The sequence below is a fragment of the Nonomuraea pusilla genome (genome assembly GCF_900109355.1).
Lineage (GTDB): Bacteria > Actinomycetota > Actinomycetes > Streptosporangiales > Streptosporangiaceae > Nonomuraea > Nonomuraea pusilla.
This window is the reverse complement of record NZ_FOBF01000004.1, coordinates 495,280-521,602: the sequence shown is the minus strand read 5'-3', so window position 1 is coordinate 521,602 and position 26,323 is coordinate 495,280. Positions and strand designations below refer to the sequence as shown.

The window sequence follows — 26,323 nt, the reverse complement described above, 5'->3', positions numbered from 1 at the left end:
GCCGAAAAGGGGCAGATGTTGTGACCATGAAGAAGCTCATCAACGACCCCGGCGCGGTGGTCGAGGACGCACTGAACGGCCTGGTGGCGGCCCATCCGTCCCTCGCCGTCCGCGACAGGGTCGTGTACCGGGCCGCGGGGCCGCGTCCCGGCAAGGTGGGGCTGGTCTCCGGCGGCGGCTCCGGGCACGAACCGCTGCACGCCGGGTTCGTCGGGCACGGCATGCTCGACGCCGCCTGCCCGGGGGAGGTCTTCACCTCGCCCGTGCCCGACCAGATCGTCGCGGCGACCGCCGCGGTGGACGGCGGCGCGGGCGTCCTGCACGTCGTCAAGAACTACACCGGCGACGTGCTCAACTTCGAGATGGCCGCCGAACTGGCCGAGGACGTCGAGATCGTGAGCGTCCTGGTGAACGACGACGTGGCCGTCCAGGACTCCCTCTACACCGCAGGACGGCGCGGCACGGGCGCCACGGTGTTCGTGGAGAAGATCGCGGGGGCGCTGGCGGAGGAGGGCGCGCCGCTGGCCGAGGTGGCGCGGGTGGCGTCGGAGGTGAACGCGCGCAGCCGGTCGTTCGGCATCGCCCTGACCTCCTGCACCACCCCCGCGTCGGGCAAGCCGACGTTCGAGCTGCCCGAGTCGGACGTGGAGCTGGGCGTCGGCATCCACGGCGAGCCGGGACGGCAGCGTGCCCCCATGGCGTCCGCGCGGGAGCTGGCGGCGCTGGCGATGGAGGCGGTCCACGGCGACCTGCCGCTGGAGGGCGACCTGCTCGTCATGGTCAACGGCATGGGCGGCACGCCGCTCATGGAGCTGTACGTGGTGTTCGCCGAGGTGGCCGCGTACGTCCGCGGCAAGGGCGCGCGCGTCGCCAGGTCGCTGGTGGGCAACTACGTGACCAGCCTGGACATGCAGGGCTTCTCCGTGACGGTCTGCCGCCTCGACGACACGCTGACCCGGCTGTGGGACGCGCCCGTCGAGACGCCGGGGCTGCGCTGGGGGCGTTGATGGTGGGCCTGGTGCTGGTCGCGCACAGCGCGGGGCTGGCGGTCGAGACGGCGGCGCTCGCGCGCAGCGTCGCGGGCGAGGACACGCCGATCGCCGCCGCCGGCGGCGCCGCCGCCGGGGGCCTCGGCACCAGCGTGGACGTCATCGAGAAGGCGCTGCGCACCGTCGAGCAGGGCGACGGCGTGGTGGTCATCGCCGACCTCGGCAGCTCGGTGCTGAGCGCCCGGCTGCTGGAGGAGCCGGGCCGGGTGGTGCTGGCGGACGCGCCGTTCGTGGAGGGCGCGATCGCGGCGGCCGTGGCGGCGGGCGGCGGGGCGGCGCTCGCCGACGTGCTGGCCGCGGCGGAGGAGGCCCGCACCTTCCGCAAGCTGTGACCTCCCCTCAGTGGCCCTTGAAGGCCTCCTCCAGCCACCAGGCGCCGCGCCTGCCCGTGACCTTGCCGTGCACCAGCAGGGGACGGTCGCGCGGCCCCTCCAGCCACCTGGCGACGCCGTCGAGGTCGGAGGGGCGGGTGACGGTGACGGCGGCGAAGCCGTGGCCCCTCGCGACGGCCGCGAGGTCGGCGGGCGGGAAGGTGACGGTGTCCAGCGGGTGCCCGTGCGGGCCGAAGTGGTGCACCTCGGCGCCGTACGCCTCGTCGTCGTACACGACGACCACCATGGGCAGGCCCAGCCTGACCACGGTCTCCAGCTCGGCGGCGCCCATCAGCGCGCCGCCGTCGCCGAGCGCCGCCACGGGCAGGCGGTCGGGACGCGCCAGGGCGGCGCCGATCGCGGTGGCCAGCCCCAGCCCGACGGACTGGAACGCCTGCGTGAAGCAGAACCCACCCTCATCCGGGACATCCATCAACATCGACGGATATCCCATGAAATTTCCGGAATCGATGCTGATGATCCGCTCGGCGGGCAGCAGGTCGTCCAGCCCGATCGTGAACGTCCTCGGGTCGATCCCGCCCTCACCGCTCTCGTCCTCGTACGGCACGTCCCGCCAGCGACCCTCCGCCGCGATGCGGCGCGCCAGCTCCGGCGAGCGGTAACCGCGCACGCCGGGCCTCGCCTCCCCCGCCGGTTCCCCACCCGCCGCCTCCTGCGCGGGCCGCCGGGCGAGCGCCGCCACCTCCTCGGCCGCCGCCCTCGCCACCGTCGCCACGTCGCCCGTCACGGCCAGACGGACCGGGACGTGCGCGCCCGCGGCCGCCCGGTCCAGATCGACCTGCACCACCGTGGCGCCGGGCCCCACCAGGGAGCCGTGCCTGGTCGTCCACATGTTGAGCGCGCAGCCCCAGCCCACGATCAGGTCGGCGCCCGCGATCAGCTCGGCCGCGAGCGGGGTGGCGAAGCCGCCGCTCACGTCGAGGTCCCAGGGGCTGCCGCGGAACAGCCCCTTGGCCACCGCCGACGTCGCCGTCAGCGCGCCCGTCAGCCCCGCCAGCTCCTCCAGCTCCCGCCGGGCGTGCCTCGCGCCGCGCCCCGCGACGAACACCGGACGCCGCGCCGCCAGCAGCAGCCGCACCAGCTCACGCAGCTCGGCGCCGGACGGGACGGCGCCCGACCGGTCCGCCACGCCGGGGAACAGCCGCCGCGCCTCCTCCTCCACCTCCTCGGTGGGCGGCGCGGGCGCGGCCTGCACGTCGAGCGGCAGGTTCAGCAGCACCGTGCGCCGCTCGGACCAGGCCAGGCGGAACGCCTCCAGTGCCGTCGCCGCGGCGGCCCGCGGCGAGGCCACCCGCATCGGCACCGCGCCCACGGCGGCGGCCAGGGCGTCCTGGTCGATGTGGAAGTTGGAGCGCGGGTCGGTCGCCTCACCCGCCAGGACGACCAGCGGGGTGCGGCTCTTGGCGGCCTCGGCCAGGCCCGTCACGGCGTTCGTCAGGCCGGGGCCCTGGTGCACGGAGACGACGGCGGGCCTGCCGCTCACCCGCACGTACGCGTCGGCCATCGTGGCCGCCCCGCCCTCGTGCCGGGCGGCGACGAAGCGTACCCCCTGCTCGACCAGGGCGTTCGTGACGTGGAAGTTGCCGCTGCCGACCACGCAGAAGACGGTGTCGGCGCCGCAGGCGGCGAGCACCCGTCCGACCGCCCGCGCGACCGTCATCGCTCGACCAGCGCGAGGACCCGCACCGGGCTGCCAGAACCGCCCACGATGGGCAGCGGCGGCGCCACGACGACCGCGCCCCGCACGGGCAGGCGGTCGAGGTTGCGCAGCTGCGTCAGGCCGTACTTGCCCGCGCCCAGCAGGAACGAGTGGCACGGGAAGGGCGGGTCGAAGGAGTGCGCGGCGCCCGCGTCGGTGCCGACGGTCTCGACGCCCACGCCGAGGATCGGCGTCTCCTCGCCCAGCCAGCGCGCGCACTCCACCGAGATGCCGGGGGTGTGCGGGCCGGTCTCGTCGGCGTTGAGGAACGCGCCCTGGTCGCCCGACCGGGAGTCCCAGCCGGTGCGGTACAGCAGCCAGCCGCCCTCGGGCAGCGCGCCGTTGGCCCGCTCCCACTCCTTGACGTGGTCGACCTGCAGGAGGAAGTCGGCGTCCTTGGCGGCCTCGGCGGAGAGGTCGAGGACGACGGCGGGGGCGATCAGGCTCCGCGCGGGCACCTGGGAGACGTCCTCGCCGTCGCGGCCGGTGACCCAGTGGACCGGCGCGTCGAAGTGCGTGCCGGTGTGCTCGCCCGTGTGGATGTCGTTCCAGTACCAGGCGGGGCCGCGGTCGTCGTAGCGGCTGATCTCCTCCAGGCGGAACGGGATCGTGTTGCCGAACGGCTCGGGGAGCTGGAGGATCGGCGTCTCCCGCGACAGGGGCGCGGTCAGGTCGATCACCTCGATCGCCCCTGCTCGCACGCTGTCCACGAGGCTCTGCAGCACCGACATGTCATCCTCCTAGGTGGGCTGAGGCGCATCCTCCTACGCCCGGTCCCGCCGGTGCAATCCTCCGTGCCGGTGTCAGACGGCCCTGGTCCACTCGGCGCAGCCGCCCGTCTGGAACACCTTGTCACCGGGCTCGATGGTGACCGTCGCGGGGCCGGACGGCATGCCCGCGGCGATCACCTCGCCCGGCTGGGCGGCGGTGCCGGTCAGGCGGGCCCAGTAGCAGCGGGTCGCGCCCGGCGCGGGGCCGGTGGTGCGGTAGGTGCCGGGCTGGATGTCCACGCCGACCGTGAACGTCCTGAGCGAGGCGGCGCCGCCCCGGGCGGGCCCTGTCTGACCGGGTCCTGTCTGACCGGGTCCTGTCTGGCCCGGCCCCGACCGGGCCGGATCGGGCTGGGCCTGGCCGGACTGGTCGGGGCCGGGCTGCCCAGGATCCGGCTGCGCGGAGTTCGGCTGCGTGGGGTTCGGCTGTGCCGGATCGGACCGGGCCGGGTCCGGCTGCGCGGGAGGGGTGGCCGGGGCCGCGGTGCCGGCCTGCGCGGACGGGTCCTGGGGCGGCGACCCCGGAGGATCGGTCTGCTCCATCGTGACGGTCACCCTGGGCGAGGGCTCGGCCGACGGCTCGCCCGCCCCGAACCCCACGAAGACGCCCAGCATGAAGCCGAGCAGCCCGGTGAGGCCGGAGACGAGCAGGATGACCGTGGGACTGCTCGTGGCCCGGGGGTACTCAGGCGGCCCGTACATCACGGGCCAAGCCTGCCATCCCCGTCAACGGTGGAGGTAGTCGACGAGCGACGCGTTCTCCGACTCCAGCTCCTCGATGGCGCTCTTGACCACGTCGCCGATGCTGACGATGCCGGTCAGCACGCCGTTCTCGACGACCGGCATGTGCCTGACCCGGTGGTTGGTCATCGTGCGGCGTAGCTCCTCGACGTTGTCGCCCGGCCCGACCGTGCGCACCTCCGTCGTCATGATCACCGACACCGGCCCGTCGAGGATCTCGGCGCCGCGGTCGTTCAGCCGGCGCACGACGTCCCGCTCCGAGACGATGCCGTCGATGGTGAGACCGTCGGAGGAGACGACGACGGCGCCGATGTTGCGTTCGGCGAGGACCGCGAGCAGTTCGCGCACCGTCGAGCCGGGCGCGACGGTCGCCACCTCGCTGCCCTTGGCCCGCAGGATCGTCCCGATGAGCATGTGCACCACCTCTGACCTTCGTAGTCCCCGGCCGGGCCCCGGGAGGTGCCCGCGGTCCGCGCCGTGCCCTTGCCTTCCTCCAAGGCAAACAACCGGGTGGGGACCCCGTCAAGGAGTGACATAGGCTGCCTCCCGACGAGCTGAGTATGTGAAATACCACTGAGTGAGAGGACGCCCATGACCGAGCCGCTCAACACCGGGAGCCACGACCTTCCCATCACCCCGGAGCTGGCGGAGTTCATGCGTACCGGATGGGCCGACACCCGGCACACCGGCATCGCGCCGCTGCCCGTCGCGCCCTGGGCCGCCAAGCGGCGCGCCGCCCTCGCGGCCCGCTTCCCCGGCGAGCGGCTCGTCATCCCGTCCGGGACGCTCAAGGTGCGCAGCAACGACTGCGACTACCGGTTCAGGCCGCACAGCGCCTACTCGTACCTGACGGGCGCCGGCGAGCCCGACGACGTGCTGGTCGTCGAACCGTCCGGCGAGGCGCGGCTGTACCTGCGCCCGCGCTCGCCCCGCGACGAGGGCGAGGAGTTCTACCGCGACCGCCGCTACGGCGAGTTCTGGGTGGGCCGCCGCCCCGACCTCGCCGAGGCCGCCGAGCTGTACCAGATCGAGTGCGCCCACATCCGCGACCTCGACCTCGCCCGCCCCGCCCGGGTGCTGCGCGGCGTCGACCCGTCCGTGGACGCCCGCGCGCCGCGCGGCGACGGCGACGCCGAACTGGAGTCGTTCCTGTCGGAGATGCGGCTCGTCAAGGACGAGTGGGAGGTCGGCGAGCTCCAGCACGCCGTCGACGCGACCGGGCGCGGCTTCGAGGACGTCGTGCGCGCCCTGCCGCAGGCGCTCGCCCACCCGCGCGGCGAGCGGTACCTGGAGGGCGTGTTCGGCCTGCGCTCGCGCCTCGAGGGCAACGCCGTCGGCTACGAGAGCATCGTCGCCTCCGGCGCGCACGCCTGCGTCCTGCACTGGATCCGCAACGACGGCGGGCTCGACCCGGCGAACCTGCTCCTCCTCGACGCGGGAGTCGAGACCGACACCCTCTACACCGCCGACGTCACCCGCACACTCCCCCTGTCCGGCCGGTTCAGCCCGGTGCAGCGGCAGGCGTACGAACTGGTGCTCGCGGCGCAGGACGCCGCCATCGCCACCCTCAGGCCCGGCGCCCGCTTCCGCGACTTCCACCTCGCCGCCATGCGGGTCATCTGCGAGGGCCTGCACGACTGGGGCGTGCTCAAGGACTCCCCCGACACGCTGATGGAGACCGGCCTCTACCGCCGCTACACGCTCTGCAGCAGCGGCCACATGCTCGGCCTCGACGTGCACGACTGCGCCAGGTCGCGCGCCGAGGTCTACCTGGACGGCGTGCTGGAGGAGGGCCACGTCCTGACCGTGGAGCCCGGCCTGTACTTCCAGCCCGACGACCTGACGCTGCCCGAGGAACTGCGCGGCATCGGGATCCGCATCGAGGACGACCTGGTGGTGACGTCCGACGGCGCCACCCTCATGTCCTCGTCCCTCCCCCGCGACCCGGACGCCGTCGAATCCTGGATGTCCGCCCTCCTCCCCTGACCCGTCCCCGAACCGGCCGACCCCTCGGGAAGACCCGGGGGGCCAGGAAGGGGAGGGGCATGCCGACACCGTCGATCCCCAGCAGCCGGCTCGCCGTGCTCGCGGTTCAGGCTCCCGACTTCCACTGGCACGTTCCGCTACTGATCGAAGCGGCGAACGCCCTTCCCCTGGACAGAACGCACGAGCGGGTGCGTCCGGACCGGGCGGGTGGCGCGCCGGCGCGGCTCGTTTCCCTGGCCCCTTGTCCTACTGGGGGGCCGACCCAGGTATGAGGCGGATTTTCATACTCCAGTCTGATGATCTTACGAGCCGTGTCGAGTCACAATCGGGGTCCCCGACGATTGGACGCCCTGTGCGAAGACACGTCACGGTCCTCAGCCTCCTGCTCGCGCTCGCCGCGCCGCTGGCCCCGGCGGCCCCCGCCGCCGCGGCCGTCCCCGACGCCCCGGCCGGGGCGTCGAAGCCCATCTCCTGGTCCCCCTGCCCGGAGGACGCGAGCGCGGAGTGCGGCACCATCACGGTGCCGGTCGACTGGAACAACCCCGGCGGCCAGACGTTCGCGCTGGCCCTGGCGCGCCGCAAGGCCACCGACCCCGCCGCCAGGATCGGCTCGGTGGTGATCAACCCTGGTGGTCCGGGCGGCTCCGGGGTCGACGCCGTCGTCCACGACTGGCTCAGCCTCACCCCCGAGGTCAGACGCCGCTTCGACGTCGTCGGCTTCGACCCGCGCGGGGTCGGCCGCAGCAGCCCCGTCCTCTGCTCGCGCGACCTCGCCATGCGGGGCGTCGACCCCTTACAGGTGCGCAGCCAGGCCGACTTCGACGCGCTGCTCGCCGCCAACGAGCGCTACCGCCAGGACTGCAGGTCCCGTACGGGCCCGGTGTTCGACCACGTCGACACCGGCAGCGTCGTACGCGACCTCGACACCCTGCGCGCCGCGCTCGGCGACGAGAAGCTCACCTACTACGGCATCTCGTACGGCACCCTGATCGGCCAGCTGTACGCCGAGCGCTTCCCGCAGCGCGTACGCGCCCTCGCGCTCGACAGCAACATGGACCACAGCCTGGGCACCCGCGCCTTCGTCGAGACCGAGGCGTGGACGTCTCAGGACTCCTTCGACGAGTTCGTCGCCTGGTGCGAGCGGACCACCACCTGCGCGCTGCACGGCAAGGACGTCCGCGCCCTCTGGGCCGGCCTGCTGGCGCGCGCCGAGCGGGGCGAGCTGTCCCTGCCCGGAAACCCCGAGATCAAGGTCCCGCCGCTGTACGTCATCCAGCGCGCGACCCGCTGGCTGTACGACCCCGGCTTCAAGGAGCTGGCCGACCTGCTGGTGGAGCTCGACACCGGCGTGCCGTCGGCCACCCCGCTCGCCACGCCGTTCACCGTGCCGTCGTCCGCGACGGCCGAGGACGTCGTCAACGACGCCTCGCAGGTCTTCTGCCAGGACTTCCTGCTCCCGGTGCGCGACTACCGCGAGTACGCCCGGCTCATGCGCCGGTCCGAGGCGATCGCGCCCGACATGCGGATCAGCGCCGTCGGCATGCCGCTGGTGACCCGCTGCCTCGGCCAGCCCGCACCGATCCCCAACCCGCAGCACCGCCTCCGGGTCGACGGCAGCGGGCCGATCCTCATGACCAACGCCCTGCACGACCCGGCCACCGCCTACCCGTGGGCGGTCAACGCCGCGCGCCAGATCGGGCGCGAGGCGCGGTTCATCACGTACGAGGGGTGGGGCCACGGCGTCTACGGCCGCAGCGAGTGCACCACCGCCCCGATCGACGCCTACCTGATCTCCCTCACGCCACCCGCCAAGGGCACCAGGTGCGCGGCGGTGCCTCCGGCTGAGGTGTCCCAGCTGCGCACCCCCACCTTCCCCGGCCCGATCCCGGGTCTGCCCGGCTTCGTCCGCCCCGTGACGCCGTCCTTCACCCGATGACCGTACGGGCGGGGTGACAGCCCACCGAGCAGAGTGACGGCGGCACCTGGAGTGCCGCCGTCACCACCTCCCGGAACCAGAAACACTCGACGGCAGGTGCCAGCCCCATCAAAACAGGACAGACTAGGGACGCCCCACCATCAGGCGCGCAGACGGCGAGGAACGGCGGAACGGAGAACCAGCGATCGACACCTCAGCCCCCCACCCCGGCACACCCCGACCCCCGGCACCTGACAGGCGCCTCCCCGGCACCTGGGCGACCGACACCCCACCCCACCAGACATCCCCTGAGAGGCCATCCATCCAGGGGCCGTCCATCGAGGCGCCGTCCGGCCAGGGGGCGTCCACCCAGAGGGCTTCCATCCAAGGGGGGTCCACCCGGAGGGCTTCCATCCATGAGGTGTTGACCGAGGCGGTGGCCATGGGCGGGCGGCCCGACGAGGTTCGCGCGCCAGAGAGCTGGCTCACCGGCACGGAACGGGAGAGGGCGGCCAGGTTCAGGTTCGAGGCGGACCGGCAGTCGTTCACGGCCGCGCACCTCCTGGCACGGCTGTGCGCCGCCGCCGCCCTGGACGCCGACCCGGCCGCGCTGACGCTGCTCCAGCACTGCAAGGTGCACGGCCCCGGGCACGGCAGGCCGTACATCGCGGAGGCGCCCGAACTGGGCGTCAGCCTCAGCCACACCCGCGGCTACGTCTGCGCCGCGGCAGGCCCCGGCCGGGTCGGCGTCGACGCCGAGCGCGTGCCGCCTGGCCCCCTGGACGAGCGGCTGGCCGGCCACGTGCTCGCCCCCTCCGAACGCGCGCTCGTCACCGGGAACGACGAGCTGATCACGTACTGGACGCGCAAGGAGGCCCTGATCAAGCGAGGTGAGCTGACACTCGACCGGATGAACGCGCCGGCCGCGCACCTGCTGACCGGCCGCCACCTCCTGGAATGGGCGGAGAGCCCCGACATCCGGGTATCCGTGATCACCGACACACCGGCACACCGAGCCGCCTTACCCCTCCACACCGACTGACCCCGGCCGCGAGGGCCCGCAGCAGCGAACCCACCTCACAGACCGACGCCGAAGCACGCACCACGAACCGACGCCCAGCGCACACGTACGAGCCAGCGCCTCGCACGCTCACAAGCCGAGGCCCAGCATGCATGTACGAGCCAGCGCCTCGCACGCTCACAAGCCGAGGCCCAGCGCACACGTACGAGCCAGCGCCTCGCACGCTCACAAGCCGAGGCCCAGCGCACACGTACGAGCCAGCGCCTCGCACGCTCACAAGCGGGCCGTAGGCACAGGACAGAAACGGTAGGCGATGCACCGGTACCGGTAACCGTGGGGCCAGAACCGGCAGCGGAGGACGCGCCCCCTCGACGTGACCAGCCCGTACCGTAGGCACGCCCCGAGACACCGCCCAGGCGAGCGAGAGGGAGCCCCGAGAGCGGCTGCGCCTCCGTGCCGGGGGCGAGCACCACGCCGCGATTCCAGCCCGGCAACCCCCGCAGCCTCCGTCGCGTGCGACCTCTCCTCCTGACCTGTGCGGGCGGCCTCAGCACCGAGGGACACGGTGTGAGGACATGGCCTTGGCGCTACGCCCCCCAGCCCGCGACCGCCCGACACCGCGAGCGAGTCCCCCAAACGTCACCACGCCGCCAATCCAGCCCGGCAACCCCCGCGACCTTTCCCGAGTGCCACCCCTCCTCCTGACGTTGTGCCGTCGGCGTCAACACCGAGCGACCCGGCCTGAGCGCCACGACCACCGGCCCGCGACCGCCCACACCGGGCGCCGCCCCACAGGCCGACACACCCCACAGCTCGCCCCATCCCACACGGGACATAGCGGACACCGCCTCGCGGGTCACCGCGCATCGTCCCCACCGCGCCGCATGTCACTGCACATCGCGCCTCACGCCAGAGCCGAACGCGCCAGCTCGCCCGGTCCGGCACGAGGGGACGCCGCGCCAGCTCCCCCGGTCCGGCACCAGGGGACGCCGCGCCACTTCACCGGGCCTGACGTGCGGACCGACAGCGCGAGCCACGCACGCTTCGCCACGTCACACGCACGCTTCGCCGCGCCAAAGGCGCAAGCCAGCGCCCCGCACCGGGAGCCGCCCGCGCACCTCGCCGCGACAGCCTCGGGCGAGCCAGCGTTCCGGGCGGCCGAGACGTCAGCAGGTATCACGTTGAAACAGGTTTGCGTACGTCGTAAACTTACGCCGTACGCAAACGAGCTTTCCCCTAGAGGTGTGATGTGTCCACGGTCGCGTTCATCGTCCCGTTCGTCTGGCTGGGCTGGCTGGTGCTGACCGAGTGGGTCCCGATGTTCCCGCTCAACGACCTGACCCCTGGCAACCACCGTGAGCGGATCACGGCTGCTTTGATCAACTATCCGTTCCCGCTGCTCATCGCGGCCGGTGTCGCCGCGAACCAGCGGTGGTCGCTGATCGCGGCCAGCGTCCTGTGCTGCCTGATCATGGTCGGCCACGTCACCAGCTGGTGGCTGCCCTACTTCGGCGTCAGCACCGCCGCCCAGCGCGAGTCCTACCGGCGCGACTACGCCCGAACCCTGAAGATCCTTCCGGCGGAGGGCCGTGACGTCGTCATCGACGTCCAGCACATGGTGGTGGGCGTGCTGTCCGTGGTGATGCTGGGCACCACGCTCACCGCTACCCTGGCCCCATGACCCAGCCGACCCGCCGGCAGGAGGCGAGGACCGGACGCGGCGGCCGGCCGGCCCTGCTCACCCGCGAGCGCATCGTCACCGCGGCCGTCGACGTGCTGGACGCGGAAGGCCTCGACGCCCTGACCATGCGCCGTGTGGGCGCCCAGCTCGGCGTCGCCGCGATGTCGCTGTACCGGCACGTCCCGAACCGCGACGCCCTCCTGGCGGCGGTCGTCGACCACCTGTTCGCCGAGGCCGTCGCCGAACCCCTACGGGAGGACGGCTGGGCCGACGCGCTGATCCGCTTCGCCGCCGCCTACCGCGGCACGCTGCTCGCCCACCCGCACGCCGTGCCGCTGCTCGCCACCCACCCCGTGGACGTCGAGACCGGCACCGCCCTGCTGGCCGGCCTACTCGAACGGTTCGCCGCCTCCGGCATCGAGCCGCAGGACGCGCTGCTGGCCGTCCAGTCGGTCGGCGTCTACGTCCTCGGCCACGCGCTCGCCCAGGTCGGCACGCCACCCGGCACGGACGAGCCGCCCCCGCCCGCCGACACCGACACCGACACCGACACCGGCGACGCTGCCGCCGCCTTCTACGACCACTGGTTCGACACGGGCCTGCGCGCCATGGTCACCGGCTTCGAGCATCGACTCACCGGCATCTCCCAGGGCGCTTCCCGGCCGACGCCGACAACCCGCACCGCCCGCGACGCTTCCTGATCGACGCCGACAACCCGCACCAGCAGCGACACCCCCGACCGGCCCCTACAACCTGAGCCCCCGGCGGCGCCTCCCGATCAACGCTTGCGGCCTGGGCCGGCAGGGCTTCACCAGGGCGACGACCCGCACCGTCGGCCGCGCTTCCGGTCGAGACCGGCGGCGACAGCCACTGGACGCGGCGGCGACCGCTGTTCCGTCGAGGCCGACCACGGGTCGATGAAGCAGGTCGCGGCACCGCGCGGGGCTGCTGTGCCCGTCATCGGTTCGGTGTTGCCGCCGGCGGACGCGGCCAGGCCGCAGGAGTGCGGGCGGGTCACCGGCGAGATCGTACTGACGGTGCCGACCCAGGCCACAATTCCCAGAATGTTACCCTAAGTGATACATTGGCGACGATGCGCTACAGGGGGTGGCGATGAAGATCTCCTGCGTCGGCGGCGGGCCCGCCGGCCTCTACTTCTCGATCCTCATGAAACGGATGGACCCATCCCACGAGGTCACCGTGTACGAGCGGCGCCCCGCGGGCTCCACGTACGGCTGGGGCGTGACCTACTCGAACGTCCTGCTCGGGAACCTCCACAGCGCCGACCCCGAGTCGGCGCTCGCCATCCAGGGCAGTTCGGTCCGGTGGCGGCGCTGGGTACACGTACGCGACCACGACGCCATGACCGCCGAGTACGGCGACGAGGGGTTCGGGATCGAACGGCGCGCGCTCCTCCGCATCCTGGCCGACCAGGCGGTGGAGCTCGGCGTGCGTGTCCGGTACGAGCAGGAGATCGACGACGAGGGCCGGCTGGCGGGCGCCGACCTCGTCGTCGCGGGCGACGGCGTCAACAGCACCCTGCGCAGCCGCCACCCCGACCACTTCGGCACCGAGATCACGACCGGCCGGAACCTCTACCTGTGGCTCGGCACCACCAAGGTGCTCGACGCCTTCACGTTCGTCTTCAAGGAGACCCCGCACGGCTGGATCTGGTGCTACGGCTACCCGTACAGCACCGAGCGCAGCACCTGCGTGGTCGAATGCGCGCCGGACACCTGGAGGGGCCTCGGGCTCGACCGCGCGAGCGAGTCCGGCAGCCTGGCGGCCCTGGAGAGGATCTTCGCCGAGCTGCTGGACGGCCACCCGCTGATCGGGCGGGAGCGGTCAGGGAGCACCGCGCACTGGCTGAACTTCCGCACGGTGGCGAACCGCAGGTGGTGCCGCGGCAACCTCGTCCTGGTGGGGGACGCCGCGCACACGACGCACTACTCGGTCGGCTCCGGCACCAGCCTCGCCCTGGAGGACGCCGCCATCCTCGCCCACGCGCTGCGCGTGAGCCCGCGGATCGAGACGGCCCTCGCCCGCTACGAGCGGCGGGCCAGGGGGAGGATGCGGGCCGCGCAGCGCGCCGCCCGCCGCAGCGCCCAGTGGTACGAGGACTTCCCGCGCTACGCGGGTCTGCCCATGCCGCACCTGGTCAGGCTGCTCAGCATGCGGCACTCGCGGCTGCTCCCGCACGTACCGCCTGAGCTTTACTACCGCTTGGACGAGGCGGCGGACCGGACGGTGGGCCGGATCGTCCGGTCGGTGAGCAGGGCGGTGTCCAGGAACGCGCCCGCCGGCCACCAGGAGCGGACGCCCGCCCGCTGATCCACCCCGCCGCGCGGCCGACGACGCAGGCCCGCGGATACCCTAGGGGTATGTTCTACAAGAAGTCGGTCGAGGAGCGCATCGCCGACCGCGTGGCCAAGCGCAAGCCGCTCGAGGAGGGCAAGACCTTCGAGCACGGTCCGGCCAAGTTCGTGTTCGTCTCCCTGCTCGTCGCAGTAGTGATCATGCATGTCGTGGGCGTGGCGATCGTCATGGCCTACACCTGACGGCGGCGGGTCGGCGTGGGGTCGAGGAAGACCTGGACGACTCCGGGGAAGCGTTCGCGCAGCCGCCGGTCGACCTCGTCGCAGGCGAGTTCCACGCCCGCGGCGGTGGCCTCGTCCCTGAAATCGATCTTGGCGGCGACGAGGATGTCTCCCGGGCCGATCATCATGGTGAGCAGCTCGACCACGTCCTCCACCTCGGGCTGGGCCAGGAGCACCGCCCTGATGCCGGTCTCCACCTGCCGCGGGGCGGCCTGGCCGATGAGCAGCGACAGGTTCGACTGGATGAGTGTCAGGGCGACCACCAGCAGGAGCAGCCCGATGCCGACGGACGCGGCGCCGTCCCAGACGGGCGATCCGGTCACCTGCCAGCCGAGCAGTCCGGCCGCGGCGATGATCAGCCCCGCGAGCGCCGCCGCGTCCTCGAACAGCACCGCCTTCAGCGCCGTGTCGGACGTGACCCGCAGCAGCCGCACCGGCGACACGTCGTACGCCCCCGCCTCCTTCCGCAGCTGCGTCAGCGCCCGCGTCAGCGAGACGGCCTCCAGCGCGAACGACACGGCCAGCACGATGTACGAGGGCGTGAGGTTCCCGAGTCTCTCGCCCGCGCTGATCTCGTGCACGCCGTGCGTGATGGAGAACCCGGCCCCGCCGACCAGGGTGGCGATCGCGGCCATCATGGCCCAGAAGAAGCCCGCCTTGCCGTACCCGAAGGGGTGGCGTTCGTCCGGTGGTTTGCCCGCGCGGCGTACCGACACGAGGAGCAGCAGCTCGGTGACGGTGTCGGCGGCCGAGTGGGCCGCCTCCGACAGCATCGCCGCCGAGCCGCCGATCAGGCCGGCCACGAGCTTGGCCAGCGCGATGGCGAGGTTCGCGGCGCCGGCCACGAGGACCGTGGCCAGGCTCTCCCCCGACTTGTCCGCCATACCGATCACTGTACGTGCGCTAGATTGGAGATCATGAGCGCGCCTCGCTGGCTCTCGCCCGCCGAACAGCGGGCCTGGCGTACCCACCTCGCGGTGCACAAGCTGCTCATGCACCGCCTCGACCGCGAGTTGCAGGAGCACGCGCTCTCGCTCAACGACTACGAGATCCTCGTCAACCTGTCCGAGAGCCCCGGCCGCAGGATGCGCATGAGCGACCTGGCCGACGCCACCATCCAGTCGCGCAGCCGGCTGTCGCACCAGATCTCCCGCATGGAGGCCAAGGGCCTCGTCACCAGGGAGGACTGCCGCGACGACCGGCGCGGGACGTTCGCGGTGCTCACCGACGAGGGCTGGGACACGATCCAGCGGGTGGCGCCGTTCCACGTGGCGGGCGTGCGGGAGCACTTCGTCGACCGCCTGACCGACGACCAGCTCGACGCGCTCACGGCGGCGTACGAGCCGATCGTCGAGCAGCTGAAGAAGCTGCGCTGAGCTCCAGCCACCGGAGATCCGGCCGATAGACATCCAACCGATACCGGTGGTCGCGCGCGGTCGTCGCGGCCGCTCGCTACGATCCGCTCATGCTCCGAAAGCTGCTCGTCGTCGCCCTGCTCGCGCTGGCGCCGGTCCTGTCGGCCTGCTCGTCGGGCGGCGCCGACGCCCTGCCCGCGGGGCCCGACCTCATGAAGAAGGCCGCGGAGGCCATGAAGGCGGTCAAGTCGGCCGCCTTCTCCATCTCCACCGAGGGCAAGCCCAACGTGCCGCTCAAGAAGGCCGACGGCAGGCTCACGGCGGCGGGCGACGCCGACGGCACCCTCACGCTCGACGTGCTGGGCACCCTCCAGGAGGTCAGCTTCGCCCTGGTGGGCGACACGGTGCACTTCAAGGGCCCGACGGGCGGCTACCAGAAGATGACCCGGCAGCAGCTCGCGCAGTTCTACGACCCGTCCGTGATCCTGGAGCCGACGAAGGGCGTCGCGGGGCTGCTCACCGCGGCCGCCGACCCCAGGGTCGAGGGCGAGGAGGGCGGCGCGTACAAGGTGGCCACGAGCTTCCCCGGGCAGGTGGTCGGGCAGATCGTCCCGGGCGTCACGCAGGGGGTGAACGGCACCGTCTGGATCGACAGGTCCACCTCCCGCCTCACCAAGGCCAGCCTGCCGCTGCAGGGGGGCACGGTGACGGTGGAGTTCAGCGACTACGACGCCGCCGTCACGATCACGCCGCCCGCCGGATGAGCACCGCACCCCGCGATCAGCTCGCCGGGCGCGCGAGCGACCCGCGTCAGGGGCGGGCCCGCCGGGTGATCCTCGGCGCGGGCGGCGCGGTGGTGCTGCTCGCCGCGCTCGACGCGTACGTCGTGGTGACGGTCCTGATCGACATCGCCGCCGACGTGGGCATCCCGCTCAACCATCTCGAACGCGCCACCCCCGTCGTCACCGGCTTCCTGCTGGGGTACGTCGCGGCGATGCCGCTGCTCGGGCAGCTCTCCGACCGTTACGGCAGGCGTCCGCTCATCCACCTGTGCCTGGCGGCGTTCGCGGCCGGCTCGGTGCTGACGGCGCTCGCCGCCGGGGAGGCCGCCGTGGTGGCGGGGCGTACGGTGCAGGGGGTGGCGGGCGGCGCGCTGCTGCCCATCACGATGGCGCTGATCGGCGACCTGTGGGACGAGCGTGAGCGGCCGGTGGCGCTGGGCGCGGTGGGCGCGGCGCAGGAGCTCGGCAGCGCGCTCGGCCCGCTCTACGGGGGGCTGCTGGCGCTGGCCCCCGGGTTCGGCGTGCTGGGGGTGGAGCTGGGCGGCTGGCACGCGATCTTCTGGGTCAACGTGCCGCTGGCGGCCCTGGCCGCCTTCGCCGTCCACCGCGCCGTCCCGGCGGGCCCGCCCGGCACCGACGCCCGCTCCCCCGCCCTGTCGCGAACGGACATGGTGGAGGAGGCGCCCGGCCGCGGGCAGGCTGAGTCGCGGGTGGACGCGGCGGGAGAGGCGCCCGGCCGCGGGCAGGGGCGGTCGCGGGTGGACGTGGTGGGTGGGGCGTTGCTGGCGCTGGCGCTCGGGGCGCTGGTCGCCGGGCTTTACAACCCCGATCCCGCCCGGGCCGTGCTGCCGCCCTGGGGGCTGCCGCTGCTCGCGGCGGGGCTGGTGGCCGGAGCCGTCTTCGTGTGGTGGGAGATCCGTTCGCCGGTGCGCCTGCTCGACCTGTCGGGCACCCGCAAGGGGCCGCTGCTCGCCACCCTGGCGGTGAGCTTCCTGACCGGTGCGGCGCTGCTGGTGACCATGGTGTTCGTGCAGTTCACGGCGCAGACGCTGCTCGGCGCCGACGCACTGGGGGCGTCCCTGATGCTGGCCAGGTTCCTGCTCGCGCTGCCGGTGGGGGCGCTGGCGGGCGGCCTGCTGGCCCGCCGGTCCGGGCGCGGGGCCGGTGAGCGGGCGGTGGTCGTCTGCGGGATGCTGGTGGCGGCGGCCGGGTACGTGCTGATGAGCCGGTGGCCGCGCGACCTGGCCGGCGCGGGCCTGGCCGTCGACGCCGCCCTGGTGATCGCCGGGCTGGGACTCGGCCTGGTCATCGCGCCGGTCTCGGCGGCGGCGCTGAGGGTGACCCCGTCCGCGCAGCACGGCGTGGCGGCGGCCGCGGTGGTCGTGGCCAGGATGATGGGCATGCTGATCGGGCTCGCCGCCGTGTCGGCCTGGGGTTTCCACCGCTTCCAGTCGCTCACGGCGCACCTGGACACGCCGCTGCCGTTCGGCGTCGACCCCGGCGTCTACCAGCGCAGGCTGGCCGACTACACCGAGGCCGTGCAGTCGGCCCTCCATGTGGAGTACACCGAGATGTTCCTCGTGACGGCCGTCATCTGCCTGCTCGGGGCGGCCGTCGCGACGTTCACGCCGCGGACGTACGCGCCGGTCCGGACCCCCGGTGGCTCCGACGACCGCTCCTCCGGCCTCCACGCCTGAGCTGTTCTCCGGCTACGGGCCTGGCCCGGCGACAGGGGGCCAGGCGAGGCGGCCCCCACCGGTGGCCGGGCGCCCCGCGCCCCGCTCATGCCGCTCGCCTTCAGGCAGGCCGCACCGGTCAGGCGTCGAAGCGGCGGCGGGAGTCCTCGATGTCTCCGAGGTAGCGGTGGGTCCAGTCGCACATGGCGTCAACCGTCGCCCGCAGGCCCCGGCCCGGCTCGGTGAGGGTGTACTCGACCCGCGGCGGCACGGTGGGGTGCACGGTCCGCTCGACCAGGCCGTTGCGTTCCAGCATGCGCAGGTTCTGGGTGAGCATCTTGTGGCTGATGCCCTCGATCTCGCCCCGCAGCTCGCTGAAGCGCAGGGTGCCGTCCCCCAGGGCCTCGATGATCAGGAGGGCCCACTTGTTGGCGACGTCCGAGAAGATCTCGCGGGCGAGCGAGTCGGCGCGGGTCAGGTCGGCGTCCTGGGGCGAGCCCGTGAACTGTTTGGTCACCATGAGGTTCCTCGGTCACTGAAAAGTGCGTTCTTCCATGTCATCGCACACTCTCCTACAGTTTCCAAGTAACCACAAGAGAGCAAACAGCCCTCATGGACAAGGAGATATGCGCATGGCCATCACGCTGGTGAACCCCCCTGGATTGCCGCAGATCGACGCCTACCGGCAGGTGTCGATCGCGACCGGGTCGAAGCTCGTCTTCATCGCGGGGCAGGTCGCCTGGGACGCCGACGGGGTCACGGTCGGCGTCGGCGACCTCGCGGCCCAGGTCGAGCAGTGCTACCTCAACGTCGGCACCGCCCTGGCCGGGGTCGGGGCGTCCTTCGACGACGTGGCGAAACTGACCATCCACGTCGTCGGCTGGACTCCCGACAAGATGCCCCAGCTCATGGAGGGCATCTCGCGGGCGGCCGCGAAGCTGGGCGTCACGCCGGTGCCGCCGGGCACGCTGCTGGGCGTCGCGGCGCTGGACGTTCCCGAGCACCTGGTCGAGGTCGAGGCCACGGCGATCATCGACTGAACGCGCGCGCTCCGCGTTGGCCGGCGCATCGCTGCCCGACCCTGGCGCGGCCGGGGTCAGGCGCCGGCCCCCGGGGGCAGAGCTGTTCGAGCCGGCGCCGGAGTACCCGAAGAAGGATTCGCCGAGATCCGGCAGCGCGGCGCCGGGGCCGAGGCGCGCCGAGAGGGCGGCCGGGAGGTTCGATCGGGCGATACAGGCGGGTCCAGGTGGCGCACCCTCCATCTCCCGCGGCTTGTTGGGCCGGCACCGGCGGGGCGGCGAGGTGCGCGGCCTGCCTCGGCGGCGCCTTCCGGGGGTTCGCCGATGCCGTCGAGCGCGAGCTGGAGGTGGCGCCGCCGGTCCGCGGCGCCGACGGCTTGAAGGACATGGTGGAGATGATGCCGCCGGCCACCGTGGTGAACTCGGCGACGGTGAGGCCGGCGCGCACCCGGCCGGCCTCGACGGCGGGGGTGGATGATCCCCCTGAAGGGCGCGACAGCACGGCCCACGATCCGCATGACCGCCGCGACAGCACGGTCCATGATGCGCCCGAAGGCCGGGACGGCGCCGTCCATGATGCGCCTGAAGGCCGGGACGGCGCGGTCCATGATGCGAGACGCCCGCGACGGCGCCGTCCGCGATGCCCATGGGGGTCGCCACGGCGTGGTCGATGATGCCGGTGCGGGCCTCGGCGAACTGGGCGTTCTGCTGCTGGATGTGCTCCCGTTCCAGGTCGTCCGGTCTCGGTCGTCGCTCCCAGGCCTTCAGCGCCGCTTGACAACCGGAATCTTAGTTCCGTAACGTGCGCGAGGCCAACAGGAATTGGAGTTCCGGTTCCGGAAATGAGGTCTTGTGATCGTCATCACCACTCCCACCGGCCAGATCGGCAGCCAGGTCCTCGCGAACGTCCTCACCTCAGGGGAACCGATCCGGGTGATAGCGCGGGAGCCGTCGCGCCTTCCCCCTCAGGTACGCGAGCGCGTCGAGATCGTACGGGGATCGACCGACGACGTCGGCGTCGTCAACGACGCCCTGACCGGCGCTGACACCGTGTTCTGGCTCGTGCCTCCGAACCCGCGCGCCCGCAGCATCCCGGGCCACACCCTGGACTTCGTCCGCCCGCTGTGCGAGGCGATCACCAGCCAGGGCGTCAAGCGCGTGATCGGTGTCTCCAGCCTGGGGCGCGGGACGGCCAGGAACGCCGGGCAGATCTCCGCGATCTTCGCCATGGACGATCTGGTCGAGAGCACCGGTGTGAGCTACCGCTCGCTGTGCCCGCCGGGGTTCATGGAGAACCTGCTCCAGCAGGTCGAGCCGATCAGGAGCCAGGGCGTCTTCTTCTCGCCGGTGTCCGGGGATCACAAGGTCCCCGTCTGCTCCACGCGTGACATCGCCGCGATCGCGGCCGAGCTGCTGCTCGACGACTCCTGGAGCGGACAGGACAGCGTGCCGATCCACGGCCCCGAGGACCTGTCCCACCACGACATGGCCGAGATCATGTCGCAGGTGCTGGGGCGACCCGTCCGCTTCCAGCAGGTTCCCGGCGATGCCTACGTGGCCACCCTGACGCGGCACGGCATGACCGAGGCCTGGGCGCGGGGAATCGTGGACATGGCGGCCGCGGTCGAACGGGGCGCCTACGACGCCGAGCCGCGCAGCCCGCGGTCCACCACGCCCACCGGCTTCCGGCAGTGGTGCGAGGAGGTGCTCAAACCCGCTGTCCTCGCCTGAGCGCCACCGCGTCGTCCCAGGCGGACCCGCGAAGGACCCGCGGAGAACCCGCGAAGGACCCGCGAAGGACCCGCGAAGGACCCGCGAAGGACCCGCGGGGGACGCACGCGCGAGGGACGCCGCCCCCGCGCGTGCGCCCGGAGGTCAGGGTGAGAGGCGGTGCAGGTCCCTCGGGAACGCCGTCGTCTGGCGGATGTTGGCGGCCCCGGTGAGGCGGGCCGTCCAGCGTTCCAGGCCGAGCGCGAACCCGCCGTGCGGCGGCATCCCGTAGCGGAACGCCTGCAGGTAGCCCTCGTACGGCTCCAGCGACTCCCCGCGCTCGGCGAGGGCCCGCACGTAGTCGTCGTACCGGTGGAGCCGCTGCCCGCCCGTCACCAGTTCGAGGCCGCGGAACAGCAGGTCGAAACCGTTGGTGTAGCCGGGCCTGTCGGGGTCGGGGTGGGTGTAGAAGGGCCGTTTGGCCATCGGGTAGCCGGTGACGAACAGGAACTCGGAGCCGTGTTCGCGCAGCGCCCACTCCGACAGCCACCGTTCCTGGGCGGGCGAGAGGTCGGGCTCCGACTCACCGGTCAGCCGCTGCGCCTCGCTGAAGTGCACGGCCGGGATCTCGGCGGGCACCTCGGGCAGGGCTGCGCCGAGCAGTTCCACGGCGTGGGAGGCGCGGGCGCGTACCGACTCCAGCATGCCGGCGACGGCCTCGCGCAGCACCGCCATGACGTCGCGGTGGTCGCGGACGAAGCCGAGTTCGGCGTCGAGGCTGGTGTACTGGGCGAGGTGGCGGACGGTGTCGTGGGGTTCGGCCCGGAAGACCGGCCCCACCTCGTACACCCGCTCGAACACGCCGACCATCGCCTGCTTGTAGAACTGGGGCGACTGGGCGAGGTAGGCGGGCCGGCCGAAGTAGTCGATGCCGAACACGTTCGCGCCGGACTCGGTGGCCGAGGCGACGATCTTCGGCGTGTGGATCTCGGTGAAGCCGAGCCGGTCGAGCGCCTGGCGGAACCCGGCGACGCTCGCCGCGGAGATCTCCAGCGGCGCCCGCAGGCGCGGATGGCGCAGTGTCACCGGCGCGTGGTCGAGCACGGTCGGGAGCGACGCGGTGACCACGGGACGGTACAGGTCGAACGGGGGCGCCTCGGCGGGCGCGGACACGACCTCGATCTCGGGCCGGACCAGCTCGACGCCGCCGGGGGCGCGCGAGTTGACCTCGACGGTGCCGGTGACCTCGACGACGCTCTCCTCGGTGGGCAGGTCGGGCAGGTCGGTGACGGCCTGGGCCAGCCCGGAGCGGTCGCGGACGACGAGGAAGGAGACGGACTTCAGGTGTCGCCGGCGGTGCACCCAGCCGGCGATCGTCACTCGTTGGCCGGCGTGCTGCGCGAGCTCCGCCGACAGGACACGAGAGATCATTACAGCTCCTCAAGGAAGTGCATGACCCCTTGGGAGTGCGGGGGAGAAGGGAGCTCCCGGTGCCACCGCACTTTCACCGCCCGCGAGGGGCGGCCTCGATGACCCGATGACGGGGGTCGGACCGGCGGGGCATTTCCTCCCCGCACTCGGGAGTGTCTTCACCAGCGGGACACGGGGCCGCCTTCGCAGCTTCCGGCGGCTCTCTGGGCCCGTGCGGCCCGCTGGCTACTCGTCTCCGTCAACGTTTGCGTCAGATCCTAACTCCTGACGCGGGTCACTTGTCCTTCTTGGGGCGCTTCTCGCGGATCTTCATGGTGACCTCGATCGGGGACCCGGCGAAGCCGAACTCCTCGCGGATGCGCCGTTCGATGAAGCGCCGGTACGTCTCCTCCAGCCACCCGGACGTGAACAGCACGAACTTGGGCGGCTCGACGGACGCCTGCGTGGCGAACAGGATCTTCGGCTGCTTGCCGCCGCGGACGGGAGGCGGCGTCTGCTGGACGAGCTCGGTCAGGAACGCGTTGAGCCTGGCCGTGGGCACCCGCGTGGACCACGAGTCGAGCGCCTTCTCCAGCGCCGGGACGAGCCGGTCGACGTGCCGCCCGGTCATGGCGGAGATGTTGACCCGCAGCGCCCACGGGGTGCGGACGAGCTGCCGGTCGATCTCCTTCTCCAGGTAGTAGCGGCGGTCCTCGTCGACGAGGTCCCACTTGTTGAAGGCCACCACCATCGCCCGCCCGGACTCGATGACCAGGCCGATGATGCGGAGGTCCTGCTCGGTGAGCGGCTCGCTGGCGTCGATGAGGACGATCGCCACCTCGCACCGTTCGAGCGCGGCCCTGGTGCGCATGGCGGCGTAGAAGTCGGCGCCCTGCAGCTCGCGGTCGCGCCGCCGGATGCCGGCGGTGTCGACGAAGCGCCAGGTGCGCCCGCCCAGCTCGATCAGCTCGTCGACGGGGTCGCGGGTGGTGCCGGCCATGGGGTCGACGAGCACCCGCTCCTCCCCCGCGAGCTTGTTGAGCAGGGAGGACTTGCCGACGTTCGGCTTGCCGAGCAGCGCGACCCTGGCGGGCCCGCGCACGGTGCCGAACGTCTGGGCGGGCGTCTCGGGCAGCGCGTCGAGGACGACGTCGAGCAGGTCGCCGCTGGCGCGGCCGTGCAGGGCGGAGACGGGGTACGGCTCGCCGAGGCCGAGCGACCACAGCGCCGCGGCCTCCAGTTCGAGCTGCTGGTTGTCGACCTTGTTGGCGGCCAGGATGACGGGCTTGCCGGACTGGCGCAGCACGGAGCCGACGATCTCGTCGGCGTCGGTGGCGCCCACGGTGGCGTCGACGACGAACACGATGACGTCGGCCAGCTCGACGGCGACCTGCGCCTGCTCGGCGATGCGCAGGCCCATGCCGGTGGCGTCGGGGTCCCAGCCGCCGGTGTCGACGACGGTGAAGCGCCGCCCGCGCCAGTTGCCGTCGTACGTCACGCGGTCGCGGGTGACGCCGGGCACGTCTTCGACGACCGCCTCGCGGCGGCCGATGATGCGGTTGACCAGGGTGGACTTGCCGACGTTCGGGCGGCCCACGATGGCCACGACGGGCAGCGGGGTGCTGTCGTCGTGTTCGGTGATCTCAAGGTCGTCGAGCTCGGCCTCGACCCAATCCCCCGTTGACACGATATTTCGTCCTTAATGAGTACCGCACCGGTCAGGTGCGCTCCTTGACCAGTCTCAGCACCTCGGCGATGACCTCGTCGAGGGTCAGCTCCGTGGTGTCGAGCTCGACGGCGCCAGCCGCCATCGAGAGTGGATCGGTCGTGCGTGTTGAGTCCAGGGTGTCACGCCTGGCCATGTCGGCCTGCTGCGCCTCCACCGTGGAGCCCGTGACCTCGGCGCTGCGCCGCCTGGCGCGCGCCTCGGCGCTCGCCGTCAGGTAGACCTTGACGCCGGCGTCGGGGCAGACGACCGTGCCGATGTCACGGCCCTCGACCACGATGTCGCCGTCGCCGACGATCTCCCGCTGGAGCGCGACGAGCCGCCGCCGCACCTCGGGCACGGCGGCGACCGCGGAGACGGCGCCGGTGACGTCGGCCTGCCTGATGGGCCCCGCGACGTCGACGCCGTCGACGTGGATGGCGGGGGCATCGGGGTCGGTGCCGGACACGAGGGCCGGCTCGCCGCAGCGGGCCGCGACGGCGGCGGCGTCGGCGACGTCGACCCCCTGCCGCAGCATCCACCAGGTCATCGCGCGGTACATGGCCCCGGTGTCGAGGTAACGCAGGCCCAGCGCGCGGGCGACCCCGCGCGAGACGCTCGACTTGCCCGACCCCGAAGGGCCGTCCATGGCGACGACCAGACCGGCCACGGCCTCTCCCTCTTCACGTTGACGTCCAACCTGAAGAGGCTACCGCGTCGGGAGCATTCGTTCAGTCGGCGATCCAGCTCCCGTGGAAGCCGAGCGGCACCCTGGCCGGCAGGTGCACGACGGCCACGGGGTCGCCGGTGAAGTCCTGCGCCGACAGGATCACCAGGTCGGCCGCGCCCCTGTCGGGGTTGTTGACGAAGGACATCACGTACCCGTCGTCCTCGGCCTCGCCCGCGTCCACGAACACCGGCTCACCGACGTACGCGCCCCGGCCGAACACCCGCGCCTCGCCCGTGCCGCGCTCCAGGTCGTGCTTGATGAGCGTGTTGTCGAAGGCGTCGTCCGGCAGCGCCTCCATCTCCTGCTCCTCGGGGAAGACGTCCTTGAGGTCGGTCGTGGTGACGGTGTAGCCGTAGCGGTACGGGCGGCCGGTGAGCCGCTCGTCCATGCGCGGGAACTCCTGCGGCCGGTCGTCCAGCCGCGTCTCGGTGACGGTGCCGGCGCGCGGGTCGATCCGCCAGCGGTCGAGCGTGGGCGAGCCGCCCAGGTCGAGCCGGGCGTCCACGAACCGCCTCGGGTAGCGGACCACGTCCACCACCACCTGGTCGCCGTCGTCGTAGGCGTTGAGGGTGTGGAAGACCCAGCACTGCGGGACCTCCACCCACCGCACGTCGCCCGTCTCGCGCGAGAGCAGCCCGACGCGCGCGCCGTGGTCCTCGTTCCACGCGTACGGCAGCTTCACGCCCCGCTCGGCGTGGGCCATGCTGAACGTCACCGGCAGGTCGTAGATCACGACGTACCGTTCGGTGAGCGCGAAGTCGTGCAGCATGGGCGCGTCGGCGACGGGGATGTTCCTGACCTGCGTCACCGTGCCCTTCCGGTCGAGCACGAGGTGCTGGTGGTGGTCCCAGCCGAAGAAGTAGGCCAGGGCGTGCAGTTCGCCGGTGCCCGGGTCGAGGTGGGTGTGCGCGGCGAACCCGCCCGGCAGGCCGCCGCCGAAGTCGCTGGGGCCGATCGTGTCGAGCTCGTAGCTCAGCTCGTACGGCAGCGCCCCCGCCTCCACGCAGGCGAACGTGCGGCCGGCCAGGCCGATGACGTGGGTGTTGGCGGCGAAGTCCATGCCGGCGTGCACGGGCCCCGGCCTCGGCTCCTCCCCGAGCCGCCGCGCGACCTCGGCGCTGCGCACCCACCGGTTGCGGTACCACTCGGCGCGGCCGTCGCGCAGGCGCACGCCGTGCACCATGCCCTCGCCGATGAACAGGTGGGAGGCGCTGGGGTCGTCGAGGCTGAGCGGGTTGGGGCCGTTGCGCAGGTAGCGGCCGTTCAGCTCGGCGGGGATGCGGCCGGTCACCTCCAGGTCGAAGGCGGTCACCTCCTCGGTCACCGGGGCGAACCCGCCCTTGAAGGGCGTGCGGGCGGAGGGCTGGGTGGTCATGGCGTGATCCTCTCGTCGGAGGCCAGGAAGGGGGTGAGCACCGAGGTGTGCAGCAGGCGGAACCTCCGTGCCGCCCCGGCGTCGTCGAAGAAGCCCGAGAGCTCCAGGCTGACCGCGCCGTGCATGGCCATCCACAGCACGTCGGCGATCTCGGCGGCGGTGCCGCCCCGCAGCACGCCCGCCTCCAGGCAGGCCTCCACGCCGCGGACCAGCATCTCGAAGGTCCTCTTGGCCGTGGTCGCGGCGGCGGCGCTTGGGCGGTACCCGGGGATGGCGCGCTGGAACATGAGCCGGTAGTAGTCGGGCTCGGCCAGCGCGTACGCGCGGTAGGCCTCGGCTCCGGCCTGGAGCCGGGCGAGCGGGTCGTCGGAGCCGCCGTCGCCGGCGTCGCCCAGCCAGCGCTCGAACCTGGCGAACCCCTCGGTCCACAGCGCGTCGAGGAGGCCGTCCTTGCCGCCGAAGAGGGTGTAGATGACCTTCGTCGAGCAGCCGACCTCGGCGGCGATGCGCCGCACCGTCAGCGCCACCGGGCCTTCCGAGACGAGCAGCCGCTTGGCGGCGTCGAGCACGGCCGTCCTGACAGCGTCCTGCCCCTCCCGCTGGGCCTGGAGGTACGCGGAGAGTTCCATCGTTCGGGTAACACCGTTTCTTGGCGGTAACACTGTTACCGCCTTTGTACGCCTCGCCGTACATCGCGTCAAGCCTGCACA

Annotated in this window: 26 protein-coding genes; 14 read left to right on the top strand and 12 right to left on the bottom strand. The window is 72.6% G+C overall.

Annotated features, from left to right (window positions below; translation table 11 throughout):
* Positions 1-26 precede the first annotated feature (26 nt).
* Together dhaK and BMX74_RS11340 are read left to right on the top strand one after the other, a co-directional pair.
* Positions 27-1,007: a dihydroxyacetone kinase subunit DhaK gene (gene dhaK, locus BMX74_RS11345; RefSeq protein WP_055504012.1), complete on the top strand. Its 981-nt coding sequence runs from the start codon at positions 27-29 to the stop codon at positions 1,005-1,007.
* Positions 1,007-1,381 carry a PTS-dependent dihydroxyacetone kinase phosphotransferase subunit DhaM gene (locus BMX74_RS11340; protein WP_055502961.1) on the top strand — a complete coding sequence of 125 codons (375 nt, stop codon included), beginning with the start codon at positions 1,007-1,009 and terminating at the stop codon, positions 1,379-1,381. Before dhaK ends, BMX74_RS11340 begins: the two co-directional genes overlap by 1 nt.
* 7 nt (positions 1,382-1,388) lie before the next feature.
* Here the strand turns inward: BMX74_RS11340 and BMX74_RS11335 are convergent, their stop codons facing one another.
* The 4 genes from BMX74_RS11335 to BMX74_RS11320 all read right to left on the bottom strand — a co-directional run bounded on the left by BMX74_RS11335 (position 1,389) and on the right by BMX74_RS11320 (position 5,065).
* Positions 1,389-3,101 carry a thiamine pyrophosphate-binding protein gene (locus tag BMX74_RS11335; protein ID WP_091100045.1) on the bottom strand — a complete coding sequence of 571 codons (1,713 nt, stop codon included), beginning with the start codon at positions 3,099-3,101 and terminating at the stop codon, positions 1,389-1,391.
* A complete protein-coding gene (locus tag BMX74_RS11330) occupies positions 3,098-3,871 on the bottom strand; it encodes a cyclase family protein (RefSeq protein ID WP_055502963.1) in 774 nt (257 codons plus the stop codon). Before BMX74_RS11330 ends, BMX74_RS11335 begins: the two co-directional genes overlap by 4 nt.
* Positions 3,872-3,943: 72 nt before the next feature.
* Positions 3,944-4,615, bottom strand: coding sequence for a hypothetical protein (locus BMX74_RS11325; protein ID WP_143078617.1), 672 nt, complete (start codon positions 4,613-4,615; stop codon positions 3,944-3,946).
* A 21-nt stretch (positions 4,616-4,636) separates the two neighbouring features.
* A complete protein-coding gene (locus tag BMX74_RS11320) occupies positions 4,637-5,065 on the bottom strand; it encodes a CBS domain-containing protein (RefSeq protein WP_091100199.1) in 429 nt (142 codons plus the stop codon).
* A 177-nt stretch (positions 5,066-5,242) separates the two neighbouring features.
* Between BMX74_RS11320 and BMX74_RS11315 the strand changes: the two genes are divergently transcribed.
* From BMX74_RS11315 to BMX74_RS11305, 3 genes are all read left to right on the top strand, one after another.
* Positions 5,243-6,637, top strand: coding sequence for an aminopeptidase P family protein (locus BMX74_RS11315; RefSeq protein WP_055502965.1), 1,395 nt, complete (start codon positions 5,243-5,245; stop codon positions 6,635-6,637).
* A gap of 352 nt (positions 6,638-6,989) precedes the next feature.
* Complete coding sequence (locus tag BMX74_RS11310) at positions 6,990-8,573, top strand: alpha/beta hydrolase (RefSeq protein ID WP_218153934.1); 1,584 nt, start codon at positions 6,990-6,992, stop codon at positions 8,571-8,573.
* A gap of 400 nt (positions 8,574-8,973) precedes the next feature.
* Entirely contained in the window at positions 8,974-9,594 is a 621-nt protein-coding gene (locus BMX74_RS11305; protein WP_236714678.1) for a 4'-phosphopantetheinyl transferase family protein, read from the top strand.
* On the opposite strand, the gene BMX74_RS46620 is transcribed toward BMX74_RS11305, so the two are convergent.
* Complete coding sequence (locus tag BMX74_RS46620; RefSeq protein WP_420538126.1) at positions 9,545-9,844, bottom strand: thiovarsolin family RiPP; 300 nt, start codon at positions 9,842-9,844, stop codon at positions 9,545-9,547. The genes BMX74_RS11305 and BMX74_RS46620 overlap by 50 nt on opposite strands.
* Before the next feature lie 978 nt (positions 9,845-10,822).
* On the opposite strand from BMX74_RS46620, the gene BMX74_RS11300 reads away from it, so the two are divergent.
* The 4 genes from BMX74_RS11300 to BMX74_RS43980 all read left to right on the top strand — a co-directional run bounded on the left by BMX74_RS11300 (position 10,823) and on the right by BMX74_RS43980 (position 13,812).
* Positions 10,823-11,254, top strand: a complete 432-nt coding sequence (locus BMX74_RS11300; RefSeq protein WP_091100039.1) for a hypothetical protein — start codon at positions 10,823-10,825, stop codon at positions 11,252-11,254.
* Positions 11,251-11,955 (top strand): TetR/AcrR family transcriptional regulator, encoded by a 705-nt coding sequence (locus BMX74_RS11295; protein ID WP_091100036.1) that lies wholly within the window; start codon positions 11,251-11,253, stop codon positions 11,953-11,955. The genes BMX74_RS11300 and BMX74_RS11295 overlap by 4 nt, the downstream gene beginning before the upstream one ends.
* A gap of 412 nt (positions 11,956-12,367) precedes the next feature.
* A complete protein-coding gene (locus BMX74_RS11290) occupies positions 12,368-13,585 on the top strand; it encodes an FAD-dependent monooxygenase (protein ID WP_091100035.1) in 1,218 nt (405 codons plus the stop codon).
* Positions 13,586-13,635: 50 nt separating this feature from the next.
* A complete protein-coding gene (locus tag BMX74_RS43980; protein ID WP_176573333.1) occupies positions 13,636-13,812 on the top strand; it encodes a hypothetical protein in 177 nt (58 codons plus the stop codon).
* Here the strand turns inward: BMX74_RS43980 and BMX74_RS11285 are convergent.
* Entirely contained in the window at positions 13,803-14,735 is a 933-nt protein-coding gene (locus tag BMX74_RS11285) for a cation diffusion facilitator family transporter (protein WP_055502969.1), read from the bottom strand. The two genes, BMX74_RS43980 and BMX74_RS11285, sit on opposite strands and share 10 nt — an antisense overlap.
* A 33-nt stretch (positions 14,736-14,768) precedes the next feature.
* Between BMX74_RS11285 and BMX74_RS11280 the strand changes: the two genes are divergently transcribed.
* From BMX74_RS11280 to BMX74_RS11270, 3 genes are all read left to right on the top strand, one after another.
* Entirely contained in the window at positions 14,769-15,227 is a 459-nt protein-coding gene (locus BMX74_RS11280; RefSeq protein WP_176573334.1) for a MarR family winged helix-turn-helix transcriptional regulator, read from the top strand.
* Positions 15,228-15,316: 89 nt separating this feature from the next.
* The gene (locus BMX74_RS11275) at positions 15,317-15,970 is read left to right on the top strand and encodes an LppX_LprAFG lipoprotein (RefSeq protein WP_055502971.1); all 654 of its coding nucleotides are present in this window, start codon (positions 15,317-15,319) and stop codon (positions 15,968-15,970) included.
* Positions 15,967-17,685: an MFS transporter gene (locus tag BMX74_RS11270; RefSeq protein WP_091100032.1), complete on the top strand. Its 1,719-nt coding sequence runs from the start codon at positions 15,967-15,969 to the stop codon at positions 17,683-17,685. Before BMX74_RS11275 ends, BMX74_RS11270 begins: the two co-directional genes overlap by 4 nt.
* Before the next feature lie 118 nt (positions 17,686-17,803).
* On the opposite strand, the gene BMX74_RS11265 is transcribed toward BMX74_RS11270, so the two are convergent.
* Positions 17,804-18,184 carry a winged helix-turn-helix transcriptional regulator gene (locus BMX74_RS11265; protein WP_055502973.1) on the bottom strand — a complete coding sequence of 127 codons (381 nt, stop codon included), beginning with the start codon at positions 18,182-18,184 and terminating at the stop codon, positions 17,804-17,806.
* Between the two features lie 112 nt (positions 18,185-18,296).
* Here BMX74_RS11265 and BMX74_RS11260 point away from each other — a divergent pair, with 112 nt between their 5' ends.
* Together BMX74_RS11260 and BMX74_RS11250 are read left to right on the top strand one after the other, a co-directional pair.
* Positions 18,297-18,704, top strand: coding sequence for a RidA family protein (locus BMX74_RS11260; protein WP_091100030.1), 408 nt, complete (start codon positions 18,297-18,299; stop codon positions 18,702-18,704).
* Between the two features lie 831 nt (positions 18,705-19,535).
* Entirely contained in the window at positions 19,536-20,414 is an 879-nt protein-coding gene (locus BMX74_RS11250; RefSeq protein ID WP_091100026.1) for an NmrA family NAD(P)-binding protein, read from the top strand.
* 144 nt (positions 20,415-20,558) lie between these two features.
* Here the strand turns inward: BMX74_RS11250 and aspS are convergent, their stop codons facing one another.
* The 5 genes from aspS to BMX74_RS11225 form a co-directional block, all read right to left on the bottom strand.
* Positions 20,559-21,824 carry an aspartate--tRNA(Asn) ligase gene (aspS, locus tag BMX74_RS11245; protein ID WP_091100024.1) on the bottom strand — a complete coding sequence of 422 codons (1,266 nt, stop codon included), beginning with the start codon at positions 21,822-21,824 and terminating at the stop codon, positions 20,559-20,561.
* 274 nt (positions 21,825-22,098) lie between these two features.
* The gene (gene der / locus BMX74_RS11240) at positions 22,099-23,490 is read right to left on the bottom strand and encodes a ribosome biogenesis GTPase Der (protein WP_055502977.1); all 1,392 of its coding nucleotides are present in this window, start codon (positions 23,488-23,490) and stop codon (positions 22,099-22,101) included.
* Between the two features lie 31 nt (positions 23,491-23,521).
* Positions 23,522-24,178, bottom strand: coding sequence for a (d)CMP kinase (gene cmk, locus BMX74_RS11235; protein WP_236714679.1), 657 nt, complete (start codon positions 24,176-24,178; stop codon positions 23,522-23,524).
* Between the two features lie 61 nt (positions 24,179-24,239).
* Complete coding sequence (locus tag BMX74_RS11230; RefSeq protein ID WP_055502978.1) at positions 24,240-25,613, bottom strand: carotenoid oxygenase family protein; 1,374 nt, start codon at positions 25,611-25,613, stop codon at positions 24,240-24,242.
* Complete coding sequence (locus tag BMX74_RS11225) at positions 25,610-26,242, bottom strand: TetR/AcrR family transcriptional regulator (RefSeq protein WP_091100021.1); 633 nt, start codon at positions 26,240-26,242, stop codon at positions 25,610-25,612. Before BMX74_RS11225 ends, BMX74_RS11230 begins: the two co-directional genes overlap by 4 nt.
* Between the last annotated feature and the right edge of the window lie 81 nt (positions 26,243-26,323).

Bases quoted from the DNA above. Each gene is read 5' to 3' on its own strand.
- dhaK (WP_055504012.1), top strand. From the start codon at position 27: ATGAAGAAGCTCATCAACGACCCCGGCGCGGTGGTCGAGGACGCACTG.
- BMX74_RS11340 (WP_055502961.1), top strand. From the start codon at position 1,007: ATGGTGGGCCTGGTGCTGGTCGCGCACAGCGCGGGGCTGGCGGTCGAG.
- BMX74_RS11335 (WP_091100045.1), bottom strand. From the start codon at position 3,101: ATGACGGTCGCGCGGGCGGTCGGACGGGTGCTCGCCGCCTGCGGCGCC.
- BMX74_RS11330 (WP_055502963.1), bottom strand. From the start codon at position 3,871: ATGTCGGTGCTGCAGAGCCTCGTGGACAGCGTGCGAGCAGGGGCGATC.
- BMX74_RS11320 (WP_091100199.1), bottom strand. From the start codon at position 5,065: ATGCTCATCGGGACGATCCTGCGGGCCAAGGGCAGCGAGGTGGCGACC.
- BMX74_RS11315 (WP_055502965.1), top strand. From the start codon at position 5,243: ATGACCGAGCCGCTCAACACCGGGAGCCACGACCTTCCCATCACCCCG.
- BMX74_RS11295 (WP_091100036.1), top strand. From the start codon at position 11,251: ATGACCCAGCCGACCCGCCGGCAGGAGGCGAGGACCGGACGCGGCGGC.
- BMX74_RS11290 (WP_091100035.1), top strand. From the start codon at position 12,368: ATGAAGATCTCCTGCGTCGGCGGCGGGCCCGCCGGCCTCTACTTCTCG.
- BMX74_RS43980 (WP_176573333.1), top strand. From the start codon at position 13,636: ATGTTCTACAAGAAGTCGGTCGAGGAGCGCATCGCCGACCGCGTGGCC.
- BMX74_RS11285 (WP_055502969.1), bottom strand. From the start codon at position 14,735: ATGGCGGACAAGTCGGGGGAGAGCCTGGCCACGGTCCTCGTGGCCGGC.
- BMX74_RS11280 (WP_176573334.1), top strand. From the start codon at position 14,769: ATGAGCGCGCCTCGCTGGCTCTCGCCCGCCGAACAGCGGGCCTGGCGT.
- BMX74_RS11275 (WP_055502971.1), top strand. From the start codon at position 15,317: ATGCTCCGAAAGCTGCTCGTCGTCGCCCTGCTCGCGCTGGCGCCGGTC.
- BMX74_RS11270 (WP_091100032.1), top strand. From the start codon at position 15,967: ATGAGCACCGCACCCCGCGATCAGCTCGCCGGGCGCGCGAGCGACCCG.
- BMX74_RS11265 (WP_055502973.1), bottom strand. From the start codon at position 18,184: ATGGTGACCAAACAGTTCACGGGCTCGCCCCAGGACGCCGACCTGACC.
- BMX74_RS11260 (WP_091100030.1), top strand. From the start codon at position 18,297: ATGGCCATCACGCTGGTGAACCCCCCTGGATTGCCGCAGATCGACGCC.
- aspS (WP_091100024.1), bottom strand. From the start codon at position 21,824: ATGATCTCTCGTGTCCTGTCGGCGGAGCTCGCGCAGCACGCCGGCCAA.
- BMX74_RS11230 (WP_055502978.1), bottom strand. From the start codon at position 25,613: ATGACCACCCAGCCCTCCGCCCGCACGCCCTTCAAGGGCGGGTTCGCC.
- BMX74_RS11225 (WP_091100021.1), bottom strand. From the start codon at position 26,242: ATGGAACTCTCCGCGTACCTCCAGGCCCAGCGGGAGGGGCAGGACGCT.